Source organism: Pedobacter miscanthi (assembly GCF_003315595.1).
In the GTDB taxonomy this organism is placed as follows: domain Bacteria; phylum Bacteroidota; class Bacteroidia; order Sphingobacteriales; family Sphingobacteriaceae; genus Pedobacter; species Pedobacter miscanthi.
Map to the genome: position 1 here is coordinate 55,244 of NZ_QNQU01000030.1, position 15,168 is coordinate 70,411.

The following is a 15,168-nucleotide window of genomic DNA, read 5'->3' on the forward strand; positions in this document are numbered from 1 at the left end:
AAGATAAGAATAACCGCTGAAAAGGTTAACTGTATAAATCGGTTAACTGGTTAATTGTTACAAGCTTTTGCAGCTTCCATCCCCCTAGCCTAATTGCATCCCCCTGCCCCCTTTAAAGGGGGACGAGGTAATTGCAGGAATTTTTGAGTTGTCAACTTTAAATAGGCGCAATACACAGAAGTTGACAACTCTAGAGCAAGTAGTCACTTTTCCTTTCCGCACAAATAATTTACAAAACTACCTACAAAAACTAATATATTAGTTTATATATTTAAACAACCGAATATTTAAATTAACATCCCATGCAAAATTACACCTCAGCCCTAAGCTTAACCAGAAAAAGCTGTTTTATTCTTTTAATTGCCGCAGGCGTTTTATGCAGCTGCAAACAGAATGACAAACCAGAGGATTACCAACCAAAAAAAAGTGCCCTTACCGCAAATAATGACGGTGTTAAAATATTTATGAAGGTATTTGGAAGGGAATATTCTGAGGATTCTCTGGCAACCGCAGTTAACCTGTATAAAAAAGCCCTTAAAGAAGATCCCGGATACCGATTGGCATTCCGTAATCTTTTAGACTGCTATAATTACATGAACAGGTACAACGAATCTGTTGCGTTATGTTCTGCATGGCTAAAGAAAAACCCCAACGATGTAGATGCCCAATATCAAAGGGCAATGCTTTACGATATGCTGGGGAAAAGCGAATTGGCGCAGCCGGGTTATAAAGCAGTAAGCGATGAAATTGAAAATCAGAAACTGCCAAAAATAGATAGCACATTAACACGTTTGCAAATAGAGGAAATTTTAAACAATGCAGGTGTTTTATACATTGCAACACATGATAATACAAAAGCCCTGGACGTTTTGAGCGAACTTAAAGCTACTTTCCCTGATAATACACTGATAGAAAGTGTTTACAACAGGACATTAAAAAACGACCGGCTCAAGAGGGTAAAGGAACTGCTGCATTACAAGGGGTAGGATTTGAGGTGGTTAATTAAGTTGCTATTGTTCGATTGCTGAACCGTTTGGATCTCTCGCAGCTGCCATCCCCATGCCTAATTACATCCCCCTGCCCCCTTTAAAGGGGGACGAGTAATTGCAGGAGTGGCTGAGTTGTCAACTTTAAATAGGCGTATAGCACAGAAGTTGACAACTCTAGAAAAGTACTTCGCTAGTGGAAGGGTTAGCTGAATTACTATTGTTCGATTGCTGAATTGTTTGGAATTCCCGCAGCTTTCATCCCTTTTGCCAAATTGCATCCCCCTGCCCCCTTCAAAGGGGGACGAGCTATCGCGAGGAAAAAAACTACCCTCCAAAAGCTGCATTAAACCTGCTAAACGCTACAGATAAAACCTCAATATGTGCCAGTTTCTGTTTGGTAGAATGGTCGCTCTCAGGGTCTATTTCATCGGGTTGCCCAATGTTCCCGTTTGGAGAAACAGCTGCACCGCTCAGGTTATTTAGAATCTGCTTTACCACCAATGGATCGGCCTGTTCGGGTGTATGGTTTAGCGAAAGGTAAATAGAAGTGATAATCGCATTGATCTGGTAAATGGTTGATTGCACACCATAAAGCGCATTAAAATCGAGGTGTTTGCGCACAGGCTCCTGACTGGCCGATTCGATAGCTTCGCTCAGTGCCGATAAACTCAGGTTCGCATTTTTCCGCGCCATGCGTGAAATGTTTTCGCCCAGGTTTTCTTTCCGCTCAATGGCTACCTGTAAATACTGCAAACTATCTTGCGTGGCCTTGTTTATTTTCGCCTTTAGCTGCCGGCTGTCCCAAATAGGGAAAAGGTAAGTTGCAAAAATCGCAATTACACAGCCCAGCAGGGTAAACAAAATGCGGTCGTGCACAATGTGATCGAAATGCCCCTGATAACTGCCCAAAGTTAAAATTACCGCAGGGGTAATAAACAACACGCTGATGGTATAATTTAAACGGTTAAAGGCGTAGAAACCAAGCAGGAAAACCGCTGAAAAGGAAAGTAATACCGCCGGACTCTTTATAAAATAAACCATCACCAAACCAACTACCACACCACCCAGGCTACCCTTTAAACGTTGCAGGTTTCGTTTCCAGGTGATTGAAAACTTCGGTCGCGCTACAATTACCAGCGTTAAAAAAAGCCAGTAGCTGTACTTACTCGGTTCGAGCTGCCAGATCAATAAAAAACCGAACAGAAAGCATATAGCCAGCCGCAGCGAAAACCTGAATATGGGCGATTTCAAGGTAAGGTGTTCTTTAATGGATAAACGGTCGCCGGTGATAAATAAAGGATAAGAAATCGGGCCGCTCAGTTCTTGCAGGTGTTTCTCGGGGGTACGCTCGTTGCCCCTGATCATTTCGATAATGCGCACGATATCGTTCATGTTCGAAACCACTTTCAATACAATTTTACGCTGGGTTTCGTTCAGGCGTTCCATTTCCTGCAGCAGCATTACCCGTTTCTGGTGGTATTCCATATTCGTAGCTACCTCGCCCTTATAAGTTTTTGCCGAGCGTACGTGCCTGCCCAGTTCTTCGAGCTCTTTGGCCAGTAGCTCTATCAGTGTGGCAATCAGTTTTAAACTGGTGCCTGTGGCCAGGGTTTTGCGCACCAGAGCATAATCGTAATGTACGGCATTTAACTGTTCGTATAAATCGATCAGTAACCTCGCCCGCTCCAACAACAGTTGCCCTTTGGGGTTATTGGGGTTCATGGCGTACTTATCGGTAAGCAACAGGTTGCGGATTAGCTCGTGTTTCTGGTTAACTTTAATGTGCAGCTTAATGGCTTCTTTCTGTTGCAAATCGAGCGGAACATCTACATCGTAATTTTTAGCCTTGGCATTTAAAAAGGTGGCACTGCTCATTAAACACTCAAAAATGGCATGGTGCAGCGAACGGTAAGGCCTGATGAGGATCTGAATTAAACTGATTACATAATACCAAACGCCACCCACCAATATATAACTGCTAAAATACAAGGGCCTTGCTGGGTGCAACCCCATTACAAAGGTGCACACAATAAGCGCCATGGTACCAATAAGGGATAACTTTTGCCCATACACGGCAAACATAGAGCAACTAAAAGCAGCAATAACCACAATTACCGCAGTAAGGTATGGGCTGTAAAGCATTGATGACACTACCAGGGTAGCGCAGAAAAACACAATAATGCTTGATAAGGCAGTCTTTAATTTGTTTAACCGGTTATCGGGCAAATCGGTTAAGCTGATTAACAAAGCACCCACGCCTATTCCTTTGGCAGCTTCGGGATTGCCTAAGTAGAAAAATAAAATAATGGGCAATACCACGGTAATGGTGGTGCGCAGGGCATCAGAAAAGTACTCGCCTAAAAAGAAATATGTAATGGTAGAGCCGATGCTGTTTTTGCCCATGTATAATGCGATGAATAAACCTTAGTTAGAAAGGGGCAAAGGTAATAAATATAATGCATGCATATTAAATAGCTGCAAAATACAAGATACCGATTCGTTCTTTGGACTTTAGTAAAAAATTATCCGTCCGAGATTTAATCTTAGATGTCGTCACTCCAACACACTGGCCCTGCCCTCCCGTTCGCAACGACTGTACAAATGTATTAACGTAAAATGGCGAGCTGTAAAACTTATATGTGCCTTATATTTCTTATATGGTTAATATTTTAGGTTAATTACAATGCCACATTTTTTTTGACCATATAAGGCATTTAAGAAAATATAAGCTCAGGTTGCATAAAAGATTGCTTCACTCCCCATCACTGGCCCACCCTTCGGTTCGCAATGACGAAGTGGGGGGGTAACATTAACAGTCTTATATCTAACGGTCGTCATCTCGACTGAAGCATAGCGAAACGGAGAGATCTGCCTCGAGATAGATTTCCACTCTAGACAATCTGCCATAAGAACATAAATGCAGTAATCTGTTATATTTGGATTGTCTTTAACCATAACGTTTATGTCTGGCAAAAAAATGCTCATTCCTGGTTTACCCAGATACCGAAAAACGCACTGTTAACGGTAAGATAACCAAGGTTACAAAAAAAGGTTACACTATCCGTGCTAGCGCCAACTTTAATAATAATGTGATAGTGGGCGAAGTGATAAAGATTTAAGTAAACCAAGACAGAGAAATGATAACACAGATGATAAAAATAGTACTTAAACCACTTCAAGGGATCCTGATAGAAGGCATAGGAGAGCTTACATTTGGTCAGTCAAAAGCCTCGGTAGAAAACCTGTTGGGAAAGCCATCTGAATATTCGAATAATGTTCAATCATTTTATGATAACTATGAAATGAGACTCGACTTTGATGAAAAAGAGCTCAGCTTTATTGAATTTATATATGGACCATATCCGGAGAAAACAGCGCTAACACTTTATGGTATTAATCCATTTAATATTGGAGCTGGCCCGTTAATTGAGTTACTTAGTTTAAAAAACAATGGAGAGATAGACGATAGTGAAGCAGAGTATTGTTATTCGTTTCTAAATATATCAGTTGGTGTATGGAGAGATGCAACTGAAAAGGATTTACAAGAAAGTATTAATGAAGCTAAGCTTATTGGAAAACCACAGGGCACGATTGATCAATTAGAAATTGAACTAGAATCGGTTAAAAACTTTTGGACTATTGGTATTGGTAAAATAGGATATTACGATAATCTGTAAACTTATTTTAGCGCAATATATTAGATACTGTAGAAAGTTTCTTCAAAAAGATTGCTTCACACCACCTCACCGCCCCTACCCTTCGGTTCGCAATGACGAAGTGGGGGGTAACATTAACAGGCTTACATCTAACGGTCGTCATCTCGACTGAAGCATAGCGAAACGGAGAGATCTGTCTCGAGATAGATTTCTCCACTTCGTTACACTCCGGTCGAAATGACGGGTTGAGGGACGAGCTGCTATAGCACACCAAACCTCGGTCCCCGGTCTTCCTGACTTCGGACTTTTTCGCCAAACCACAATAACCAAATCTCAATCACCAGACAAACTTAACGCCTTTCGCCAAACCACAATAACCAAATCTCAATCACCAGACAAACTTAACGCTTACCGCCAAACGCCTTTCGCCAAACCACAATAACCAAATCTCAATTACCAAACGGAGTCGTGGCAAATTACACGATCTGCTATACCACACCAAACCTCGGTCACCGGTCGTCCCGACTTCGGACTTTTTTGCCAAACACCTTTCGCTATTTTCCTCTTGACAGTAACTAACTGTTTCGTTATCTTAGTGCTATCCCTTTTAACGGTGCGTCAATTATTTCCCATCCGCAAGGTTAATCAAATCATCCCACATTTTATTAACGGGTTTAATTACCCATAAAATTTAAAAGCTATGGCTATAACTGGCATGATTAGGGAACCTCCGCGTTCGGCAAAAACATTACTAAAACAATCAAGTAAGCAACTTTTTTGGTTAAAAGAGACAAATTACTTTGAAACCTCACCACCATAAGTGGCATCAAATCAAAGTTTGTTTGAAACCTCGCTACCATAGGTGGCACCGAAACAAAGTTACTTTGAAACCCCGCCACCATGGGTAGCGCCAAAGCAAAGTTACTTTGAAACCTCCCCACCATAGGTGGCACCAAAGCAAAGTAAAAACCGCAAAAATAAAATTAACCACTAAATTCAAGATCCTATGATTAACTCAATCGTATTACAAACGCTCCGCAACGGAGAGTATATCCAGTTTATAACCGATGCCTTAAACGTTGTATCGAAAAATAATCCAAAAAAACTTAATGTTAGTACACAGTATGATGCGCTGCTTGCAGCAAAAGATGATATTGAAAAGCTATTCAAAATTAGCCAGGGAAGTTTGATAACCGAAGAAATTGAAAATCTGGATAAGCGCAGGGACGATGCCATCAACGGTATTAATTTACATGTACAAAGTTTAACCTATAGTCCAGATCCGGCAATAAACAAATATGCAAAAACCCTATCAGCCCATTTAGCTTTGTTTGGGCCACGCATAGCTATCGAAAATTACCAGACTGAAAGTACCATCCTCCGCAATATTGTTAACGATTGGAAAAACAAACCCGAACTACAGGCGGCCGTTACGGCTTTAAACCTGGGCAATTGGTTAACCGAGCTAGAAACAGCCAATAACGATTTCAGCGCGGCATACATCAAACGTAACGAAGAACTGGCCACCGCACCAACCGAAAAACTGAAAGAATTGCGCAACAAAGCAAACGAACTATACTATAAATTGCGCACACGAATAAACTCTAACCTCGATATTAACGATGGTGCAGAGCCATGGGCATCGACGGTTAATTTGCTTAACCAGAACATTAGCACTTATACGCTGTTGCAAACACGAAGGGCAGCCGGCAATGGAGAAGAGCCTTTGGCAGGGTAATACTTTTTTTAGAAAAGTCGTCATCTCGACTGAAGCATAGCGAAACGGAGAGATCTATCTCGAGATGGATTTCTCCACTGCGTTGCACTTCGGTCGAAATGACGCGATGAGGGCGATTCGCTATAATACACCAAACCCCGGTCTTCGGTCTTCCCGACTTCTGACTTTTTCGCCAAACCCCAATCACCAAATTCCAATAATCAAACAAACTTAACGCTCATCGCCAAACGCCTTTCGCTAAACCCCAATAAAATTAATAATGCCACGGATGCACGGAAAAACACGGATTGGGTTACTAAACTAAAAAGATTGCTTCACGCTCCCCCACAATCCCCATCCTTCGGTTCGCAATGACGAAGTGGGAATAATGACCAATTATCAAATCCCAATTTTCAGACAAACTTAACGCCAACCGTCAAACGCTCGGCACTAAAATCCAATAATCAAATTTCATTGATCAAACAAAATCAGCGCCTTACGCCAAACGCTCATCGCTAAATCACTATAAGAACAGATCAATTTGCCTGTTACAACTTGTACCATTCGCCTAATAAATATATCTTTAATTAATCAATAGGGGCATTTTACCTGTTTAATAGAAATAAAAATAGCTTATGGAACATAATAAAAACTTCAAACTCGGCGCCGATCAGATTAAAGACCTGATCCCACGCATGGGCGGATGCATGGCTACCGACAAAATTACCGTAAATGGCGAACCCGTAAAATATATGTACAGGCAGGAGCCGGTAAATAATATAGATTCGGGCTGGGTATTTTTATCGGGTACCGAAACACAGGAATATTTAGATGATGCCGTCAATACCATGATATATGATGTAAATACAATCGCAAATTATGATAAGGCCATTATCCCCTATCTAAATCTGCCGATAGGTTCGGATCTGGAAAGGATTGAAGGAACAGATACCTTTGAGAATTATGCAGGCTAATCAATATTATAAGTTCTTTTCTAATTTATATACAACAATAAACCAAAATGACAAGCTACCACCTGCCATACTTCGGCGAGATAGACTTAACACAACTGAAAGAATATTACGACATAGAAATTAAGTGGAATGAAAGAAAATTAAACATCGATCTCAATTTCGGGGGCAAAACAATCAGTGAAGAAGAAATAGAAAAAGTTAAAATATTTCTCGATAACATCGGCAAATTCGACACGCAAAATAAAAACCATATTCTGGATGATTTTGAAACTCAACCGTCAATGACTGTAGATTATATAAATTTTTATCTGGATGAATTTGATGATGATGAATTATCGGAAATTATAGGGATAAATGATAAGCAAATCTCAAAAGAAATCCAGTTGCTCAATCAATTAAAACTTGTGCGGATTGGGTTCTATCCGGATGAAAAATATGATTCGGAACGTTATGCTATTTTCGATTATTCTATATATCTTGATGGAGAACCTTCTAACCAACTTTTGGTAGTAATTATCGATAAAAACGGAGAATTAGATCACATTACCTGGGAAAGTTAAAACAAAATACTACATGTCAGAACCGATAATAATTGAGGATTATTCGCCAGCCTGGTCCAATACATTCGAAGCGCTCAAAGCCATTTACCAATCTCATCTACATCAACTTATCGTAGGTGTTGAGCATGTGGGCAGCACATCTGTTGTGGGGCTGGCGGCAAAACCGGTAATTGATATCGATATTATAATCACCAACCTGGAAAACCTGAATACCATTATCAAAAAGCTGAAACCATTGGGCTACACCCACCGTGGCAACCTGGGGATTTCTGATCGTGAGGCTTTTAAATGCGACACTGCCTATACCCCAATTGATGGTTCAGAAAAGATTTGGCCAAAACACCATTTATATGTTTGCCCTTCGGATAGTGTAAGTTTAAGGAACCATTTAACACTGCGTAATTTTCTACGCAACAATCCACAAAAAGCAAAAGAATACGGCGAACTGAAAAAGCAACTTGCACAGGAAAATCCTTACAGTATCGACAAGTATATCGAACAAAAAACGCCTTTTATTATAGATATATTAAAGAATGGTGGTTTTACTGAAACTGAAATACTGAACATCACTCAAGAAAACATTCAGAAATAAGATATGGAAATCCGCTTATTGGTATTAAGAACTGCTGATACAAAACACCTGGTTAATTTTTACAGTTTATTGGGACTTAATTTTGAATACCATAAATATGGAAACTCCCCTTTCCATTATTCGGCCAATAACGGTTCTACAGTTTTTGAAATTTATCCTTTGGCAAAAGATCAAATCGAAGCAGATAAAAACTTAAGGTTAGGTTTTGGTTTAGAAAATTTTGAAGAAGCAATAAAGGCGTTAAAAGCTACCAAAGTTCCTTTTGTTCATGAGCCAAATGAAACAGCCTTCGGTTTTATGGCAATTATAATTGATCCTGATGGGAGAAAAATTGAGTTGTACAAGAAATAAAGATTTGCTATGCAAAATCAACAACAATAGTTCGTTCGGATTTATCACATTACATTAAATATAATAGCATGATGGATTCTGAAACAAGTTCAGAATGACGAATGAAGTAAAGCACAACGTTCGAAATTCTGCGCTCATCACCTTAAATCTGCGGGAGAAAAAAGACAATAGGTTTCCCGCTGATTGCACAGATTTCGCAGAAAAAAGATTGCTTCACATTCAATATATCTCGAGATAGATTTCCCGACTCCGTTACACTCCACTCGAAATGACGTGATGAGGGCAATTCGCTATATACACCAAACTCCGGTATTCGGTCTTCCCGACTCCGGACTATACTCACCCTCTGAAAGCACCTGTAAAGGAAAGATTGCTTCACTGTATCTCACGCTACCCTACCCTTCGGTTCGCAATGACGACGGAGGGATTAATGACCAATGGATCAAATCTCAATGTTCAAAACACCCTGAACGCCGAATCAAGCAATTCGCTATAATACACCAAACCCCAGTCTTCGGTCTTCCCGACTCCGGACTATACTCACCCTCTGAAAGCACCTGTAAAGGAAAGATTGCTTCACTCCATCTCACGCTACCCTACCCTTCGGTTCGCAATGACGACGGAGGGATTAATGACCAATGGATCAAATCTCAATGTTCAAACCAACCTGAACGCCGAATCAAGCAATTCGCTATAATATACCAAACCCCGGTCTTCGGTCTTCCCGACTTCGGACTCTTCTCCTCACTTTGTGGCTAAAACACGACTACTCCGATAACTTCTGCTTAATCCCATCCGTTAATTTTTTGACTTTCACATAGCCTGCCAAAGAACTGTTCCGCTTGTCGAAGTCGATCACCAGCCAGCCCTTTTTGGCTTTCAGGTTAAAGGTATCACCACCGTTTAAATTCACCAGCAAATCTATATTCTGATCCAATGGAAGTTCGTTGTTCAGGGCGCTGTCGAGATATTTCTCAAGTTTACCTGTTTTACTGTCTGCATATTTTGCCTCGAAATTAAAAAATGTACCGGTATCTTTCGTTTTGATGGATAGATAACCTCCACCGCCATGGCATCCAAAGCTTAAAAAGGTGAATAAAATTGCGATGCTGTATAAGATGTTTTTCATATTTTGTTGGTTAATTATATTTTTCGAATTGTTTAATTGCTAATGGCCAATTGTTAACTGCAAACTGCCAATAGACCCTTCGACTCCCTAATGTTCGAGACAAGGTTGTGCTCAGTGGAGGTAATCAGTTAATTGAGGGAACTTTTCTCCATTCGGACTCAGGACTAAAGACTATAGACTAAGGACTCAACCTTATCCCCCAGCCCTGCCTTTCATATCATCTGTTGCGGTATTTCGTGAGCGTGCCGATTTTACATTCTGGTTTCCGAAGTTATAGCTGATGCTGAAATTTGCCCTTCTGCTGGTGTAACGGTTTACTACTTTCATATTAATGTTCTGGTAAACCAGCTTCCCTTCCCAATGGTTGGTAAGCAGGATATCATCCATGTTTAACCTTAATTTAAGCTTTTTATCCATCAAGGATTTCTGGATGCCGGCATTTAGCGCACCCTGGTAAATGGTCGTCTGTTCTACCCCGTTTACCCTTGGTGAGTTTAACCAGGCACTGATTTCGATACTGAAATTCTGTGGCAACGTAAAGGTGTCGGAAGTAAATAAATTTACCGCAGCTTTGCCCGCACTATAAGCCGCTCCTTCTATATTGCCATCGTTAAATTTGTTATAATACACACTAATATTATTCTGCATATTCCACCATTTGGTTACTTTAATGGGTATGTATAAATCAGCAGAGTAATAACGCGCACGGCCCAGGTTCTCACGGATTACGCTGATAATCCTTGTGGCATCATCCTGTTTACTGATTTGTGTAATCATGTCGCGCGTATCTGAATAATTCAGGGAGAAAGAAATTTCCTTATAGTTATAGCTGATCTGGTAATTATCCGTAAACTGTGGTTTCAGATAAGGATTTCCCTGATCAACCGCCAGCGGATCCATATAAAATACGAATGGATTTAACTGCTGGTAGTTCGGACGATCAACCCTCCGCCCATACGAATAACGGATGTTGTGATTTTCGCTGATCTTCTGATTTACAAATACCGTTGGAAACAAAGAAAAATAATCGCGTTCTACTTCTTTCTGTTCGGTAACCGAGGTACCTTTAGAGTGGGTATGCTCTCCCCTTAACCCCACCTGAATCTGAAACACTTTCCATTCTTTAGAGAAACTGCCATAAATAGCATTGATATTCTCTTTATAAACAAAGTTATTCGATTTACCGAGGTCGTTCTGCCAAACGCCATTTATCAGTTGTTCCGAGATAAAGTCGTTATTGGTAACTACGTAACTGCTTTTTAAACCTGTTTCGAGTTTCATTGTTTTAGAAATTGGCAGGGTGAAATCTGTTTTGGCAGCATACACGTTAATCTCCGCATCGGTATTGTTGCGTAAGGTAGTTTGATTGGTAGGATTGCTGGCGCTGTTTAAGTAACTCGCCAGGAAATTTTCGTCCTTTTTATTGCTGAAACCCGAATAATCGATATCAAAAGTGATACTCTTCCCTTTTTTATCGAAATCGTGTTTAATATTAAAGTTGGCCGTTAAATTACCCACAGGCGAATTCGAATTGGCATCCTGTAAAATATAATTCAGGCTCGAAGCGCCATTCTGCACCGCATTAATATTGGTATTGCTAAAGTTAGTGAGCTTGGTGGTTACCGTATTGGCATCGAGCATTACCCCGAAAACAGTTTTTTCTGAAGCGTAGTAATCTGCCCCTAATTTCCCCTGATAACCAACGCCTTTATTGTTGCGGTCGAAATTTTGCGTTAACGAACTCGCCAAACCATCCGACAATGTGGTACGGGTTAAAAACGTATTGTTAAACTGAGCTTTGCGTACCACTGCACCATTACCAAAAACATTCCATTTTCCCTGCCTGTGGTTGAGGTTGAGGTTTACGCCAGCACGGAATAAATCATTGGGCGAATCGGGCATAATCCCCTGGCCGGTATTTACCGATACAGTACCGTTTGTACCAAAAGCTTTATTGCGTTTAAGCTTGATATTGATGATCCCGGCATTTCCGGCAGCATCGTATTTGGCAGATGGATTGGTGATCAGCTCTATCGTGGCAATCTGATCGCTGCTCATATTGCTCAACAGGGTGGTAATATCCGCACCTGAGAGAAAATTCGATTTCCCATCGATCATTACCGTTACCCCGTTTTTATTGTTCAGTTTAATCTGGTCGTTCTGCCTGTCGATTTGTACACCAGGTGCTTTCTCCAAAACCTCTAAAGCTGTGCTACCCGTTGCAATAATGCTGTTTTCCACATTCAGCACTGTTTTATCGATCTGATGCTCAACAAAAGGTTTCTTCCCTTGTACACTTACCTCTTTCAATTGCTTCGCCATACTTGCTATACTGATGGCTGGCAGGTTTAAATCTCCGTTGAGCGAAAAACGATCTGTTTTTTTACCTTTAAAACCAACAATTGAAATCGATAACTGGTATTCGCCATTCTTTAACTGGTCGATTACAAATTCACCATCTATATTGGTTGATACGCTTTTGATTGCAGTGGTATCAGGATAGTTTAATACCCGAACGATGGCAAAGGATACCGGAACCGTTTTTTCATCAACTATTTTACCTGTAACCTTATTTAATTTTTGGGCAAAAGAAGCCCCACATGCCATCAGGCATGCAATTAGCGTAAATAATGTTTTCATGGTTTCTTTTTTTTAAGGTATGATTGTTTTACTCCTAAAAATCGTCATCTCCGGAGCATTGCGGAGTGGAGAGATCTATCTCGAGGTAGATTTCTCCATTTCGTTGCACTTCAGTCGAAATGACGACCAGATATAAGGTCGAAATGACGGGTGGTGTTATTCAGGCTTAATCCCCAACTCTTCTTTAACCTCTCTAATTCTGTTTGATACTGAATCCTGATAAATGGTATCCGTGGTTCTGTCTTTTTGCAACAATCCCAGTTCCGAAAGTTCTTTTTGCAGTTTCTCCTTTTTAATGGCTTCTTCTTTTAATTGTGCAACACATTTTAAACCATCTTCTGTCATGATCCAAACGCTGTAATCATTATGGTCATTTTCCGTGTTTTTACAATCCCAGGTCCAGTAATTGTTAACGTAACGGTAAGTATCTTCTTTTAAAATCAACCTGGTACCTACCGGAACTTCGAGGTTTAACCTCACTTCCTGGTTTCTCCAGATCGTTCCTTTTCTCAACTGAAACCTCGGACTAAAAACCAATACCGAATCCTTTGCTTCGTAAGTGTAACTGATGTTCTGGGCATTCTGTAATGCACTCTGAAAGGTTTTACCCTGCGATTCGTATTTCTGTGTTAAACGCGTTAAGCCGTTTTCACTTTTGCTGATATCAATGCGGATCTGGTTCGGCGAAACAAATGGTCCATCTTCAAAATCATCAACAACAATCCTGCTTTTCTGGTTCGCATCAATGTGGTAGGCCACACTATCCTCTTTGCTGAAATATTTACTTTTATCGATATCGATGATATAGGTTTTATAAGATTTCAGGTCATTTGTTTGAGTTAATTCGGCATGTTGTTTAAACTCCGACGATATTTTAGCGGCCTGGTAACCCGTTACTGCCACACCGGCCAGCCAGATAATCAACAATGCAAAAGAAAGTGTTTTATTAATGGCCTGTTTGTTAAATGCCACCCTGATAGAAAAAAGTACCAGTGCTAAAACCGGCACAAAACACACGATAAACGCGCCAAATAAAATAATGCCCCGGTTGCTTTCGTTAATAATGGAGAATGGGAAGTATTCATAAATGCTGGCATCCCAAAATCCCTGGAAAGCCGCCACACCTATAATCAAAGTGAGTAAAAACAGTACACCAAATACAATTATAAAACCAGCAATTACCTTAAAAATCACCTTTCCGGTGCCCGATAAAAAGCGGCCAAGCCATTCGAAAAATTCGCCGATAAAAATACCCAGTCTGCCTAATATGGGTTGTGCATGTTTGTTTACTTCGTTTAAACGCTCTTTAACCGCCTGTAGTTCTTCATCCAGGTTCTTTTGAAAGCCCTGAAGGTTTGCAGGTTCGCCTTTCATTTCCATCCGCTCGATACGCGATTTCGCTTTTGGCATGATGATCCACAACAAGGCATAAACCAATAAACCAAAACCGCCAACAAAGCTGATCAGGAAAGTGGCCAAACGAATCCATTTAGGATCGGCGTTGATATAATGTGCAATGCCCGAACAAACCCCCGCAACCACGCGGTTATCCATATCGCGGTACAATTTTTTCTCGGTATACTGGTATTGATAAGCGTGGTTAACCACAGGCTCCTCTTCACCTTCTTCTACAGTATCAAAATCATGTACCCTGCCCATTTGTGCAATAACCGAGTTTACATTGGCCGCATCTACCACTTGTTTTTTCTGCTCTTCCAGTTGCTCCGCTAAAAGCTCTGCAATGCGGTTTTCAATATCTGTTACAATCTCAAGGTCATCCGCATGATTGGCAAAATGCTGTTTTACTTCGTTCAGGTAGGCCTTTAAGAGTTCGTAGGCACTTTCTTCGATGTGAATAATCGTGTTCCCTATATTTATGATGATGGTCTTTTCCATTTCCTTTTAAAATTATTTTGAATTGGCTCCTTTTTGTGAAACACCTACAGCATAAGCCAGCTCCTGCCAGGTTTGATCTAATTGTGATAAAATACCCCGGCCATCTTCGGTTAAGGTATAATATTTACGCGGTGGGCCCGAGGTAGATTCTACCCAGTTGTAGCTTAACAAACCATTGTTTTTAAGCCTTGTTAATAATGGATATAATGTCCCCTCAACCACCAACAGCTTTGCCGACCTTAACTCAGCAATAATATCCGAAGCATAAATTTCGCCCCGAGAGATGATTGATAAAACACAGTATTCCAGAATTCCCTTCCGCATTTGCGTTTGCGTATTTTCTGCTATCATATAACAAAGATATATGTTTTATAAACTACTATGCAATACATAGTACTAAAATAAATCAAAATAAAGACACAAAACACTGATTATCAGTAAAATAATTTTAAATAAAAATTTTGTGCTTAGGAATTAATTCTGTAAAAGATGAAAATTTTTAATACTTTTTAGAAAAGCAGGGTCCTGTAATCCTTCGGTTTTTGCAGTCCTGCTATCACCTATAGTCCCGATTTAGATACACTTTTAAATATAAATATTCGAAAATCGGGAGCTATTTGGTTCTATCAGTATCTATGTAATAAAAGTGATCTTAGTTCAAGTG

12 protein-coding genes are annotated in these 15,168 nt (G+C 40.3%); 7 read left to right on the forward strand and 5 right to left on the reverse strand.

Annotation, left to right across the window (positions count from 1 at the left end; translation table 11 throughout):
• The first annotated feature begins 302 nt into the window (after nucleotides 1–302).
• Nucleotides 303–986, forward strand: a complete 684-nt coding sequence (locus DRW42_RS25045; RefSeq protein ID WP_113951614.1) for a tetratricopeptide repeat protein — start codon at nucleotides 303–305, stop codon at nucleotides 984–986.
• A gap of 327 nt (nucleotides 987–1,313) precedes the next feature.
• Here DRW42_RS25045 and DRW42_RS25055 read toward each other — a convergent pair whose 3' ends face one another.
• Entirely contained in the window at nucleotides 1,314–3,392 is a 2,079-nt protein-coding gene (locus DRW42_RS25055) for an FUSC family protein (protein WP_113951616.1), read from the reverse strand.
• 746 nt (nucleotides 3,393–4,138) lie between these two features.
• On the opposite strand from DRW42_RS25055, the gene DRW42_RS25065 reads away from it, so the two are divergent.
• From DRW42_RS25065 to DRW42_RS25095, 6 genes are all read left to right on the forward strand, one after another.
• The gene (locus DRW42_RS25065; protein WP_147243808.1) at nucleotides 4,139–4,666 is read left to right on the forward strand and encodes a hypothetical protein; all 528 of its coding nucleotides are present in this window, start codon (nucleotides 4,139–4,141) and stop codon (nucleotides 4,664–4,666) included.
• Nucleotides 4,667–5,651: 985 nt separating this feature from the next.
• Nucleotides 5,652–6,383, forward strand: a complete 732-nt coding sequence (locus DRW42_RS25075) for a DUF6261 family protein (protein ID WP_113951620.1) — start codon at nucleotides 5,652–5,654, stop codon at nucleotides 6,381–6,383.
• Between the two features lie 614 nt (nucleotides 6,384–6,997).
• Nucleotides 6,998–7,336, forward strand: coding sequence for a DUF2185 domain-containing protein (locus DRW42_RS25080; RefSeq protein ID WP_113951621.1), 339 nt, complete (start codon nucleotides 6,998–7,000; stop codon nucleotides 7,334–7,336).
• A gap of 47 nt (nucleotides 7,337–7,383) precedes the next feature.
• Nucleotides 7,384–7,896, forward strand: coding sequence for a DUF2004 domain-containing protein (locus tag DRW42_RS25085; protein ID WP_113951622.1), 513 nt, complete (start codon nucleotides 7,384–7,386; stop codon nucleotides 7,894–7,896).
• 13 nt (nucleotides 7,897–7,909) lie between these two features.
• A complete protein-coding gene (locus tag DRW42_RS25090) occupies nucleotides 7,910–8,488 on the forward strand; it encodes a GrpB family protein (RefSeq protein ID WP_113951623.1) in 579 nt (192 codons plus the stop codon).
• A gap of 3 nt (nucleotides 8,489–8,491) precedes the next feature.
• Nucleotides 8,492–8,839 (forward strand): VOC family protein, encoded by a 348-nt coding sequence (locus tag DRW42_RS25095; protein WP_113951624.1) that lies wholly within the window; start codon nucleotides 8,492–8,494, stop codon nucleotides 8,837–8,839.
• A 766-nt stretch (nucleotides 8,840–9,605) separates the two neighbouring features.
• Here DRW42_RS25095 and DRW42_RS25100 read toward each other — a convergent pair.
• The 4 genes from DRW42_RS25100 to DRW42_RS25115 all read right to left on the reverse strand — a co-directional run bounded on the left by DRW42_RS25100 (nucleotide 9,606) and on the right by DRW42_RS25115 (nucleotide 14,855).
• Nucleotides 9,606–9,968 carry a hypothetical protein gene (locus DRW42_RS25100; protein WP_113951625.1) on the reverse strand — a complete coding sequence of 121 codons (363 nt, stop codon included), beginning with the start codon at nucleotides 9,966–9,968 and terminating at the stop codon, nucleotides 9,606–9,608.
• Nucleotides 9,969–10,160: 192 nt separating this feature from the next.
• A complete protein-coding gene (locus DRW42_RS25105; protein WP_113951626.1) occupies nucleotides 10,161–12,608 on the reverse strand; it encodes a TonB-dependent receptor domain-containing protein in 2,448 nt (815 codons plus the stop codon).
• Nucleotides 12,609–12,764: 156 nt separating this feature from the next.
• Nucleotides 12,765–14,504: a PspC domain-containing protein gene (locus DRW42_RS25110; RefSeq protein WP_113951627.1), complete on the reverse strand. Its 1,740-nt coding sequence runs from the start codon at nucleotides 14,502–14,504 to the stop codon at nucleotides 12,765–12,767.
• 12 nt (nucleotides 14,505–14,516) lie between these two features.
• Complete coding sequence (locus DRW42_RS25115) at nucleotides 14,517–14,855, reverse strand: PadR family transcriptional regulator (RefSeq protein WP_113951628.1); 339 nt, start codon at nucleotides 14,853–14,855, stop codon at nucleotides 14,517–14,519.
• Nucleotides 14,856–15,168: the final 313 nt, after the last annotated feature.

Bases quoted from the DNA above. Each gene is read 5' to 3' on its own strand.
- DRW42_RS25045 (WP_113951614.1), top strand. From the start codon at position 303: ATGCAAAATTACACCTCAGCCCTAAGCTTAACCAGAAAAAGCTGTTTT.
- DRW42_RS25055 (WP_113951616.1), bottom strand. From the start codon at position 3,392: ATGGGCAAAAACAGCATCGGCTCTACCATTACATATTTCTTTTTAGGC.
- DRW42_RS25065 (WP_147243808.1), top strand. From the start codon at position 4,139: ATGATAAAAATAGTACTTAAACCACTTCAAGGGATCCTGATAGAAGGC.
- DRW42_RS25075 (WP_113951620.1), top strand. From the start codon at position 5,652: ATGATTAACTCAATCGTATTACAAACGCTCCGCAACGGAGAGTATATC.
- DRW42_RS25080 (WP_113951621.1), top strand. From the start codon at position 6,998: ATGGAACATAATAAAAACTTCAAACTCGGCGCCGATCAGATTAAAGAC.
- DRW42_RS25085 (WP_113951622.1), top strand. From the start codon at position 7,384: ATGACAAGCTACCACCTGCCATACTTCGGCGAGATAGACTTAACACAA.
- DRW42_RS25090 (WP_113951623.1), top strand. From the start codon at position 7,910: ATGTCAGAACCGATAATAATTGAGGATTATTCGCCAGCCTGGTCCAAT.
- DRW42_RS25095 (WP_113951624.1), top strand. From the start codon at position 8,492: ATGGAAATCCGCTTATTGGTATTAAGAACTGCTGATACAAAACACCTG.
- DRW42_RS25100 (WP_113951625.1), bottom strand. From the start codon at position 9,968: ATGAAAAACATCTTATACAGCATCGCAATTTTATTCACCTTTTTAAGC.
- DRW42_RS25105 (WP_113951626.1), bottom strand. From the start codon at position 12,608: ATGAAAACATTATTTACGCTAATTGCATGCCTGATGGCATGTGGGGCT.
- DRW42_RS25110 (WP_113951627.1), bottom strand. From the start codon at position 14,504: ATGGAAAAGACCATCATCATAAATATAGGGAACACGATTATTCACATC.
- DRW42_RS25115 (WP_113951628.1), bottom strand. From the start codon at position 14,855: ATGATAGCAGAAAATACGCAAACGCAAATGCGGAAGGGAATTCTGGAA.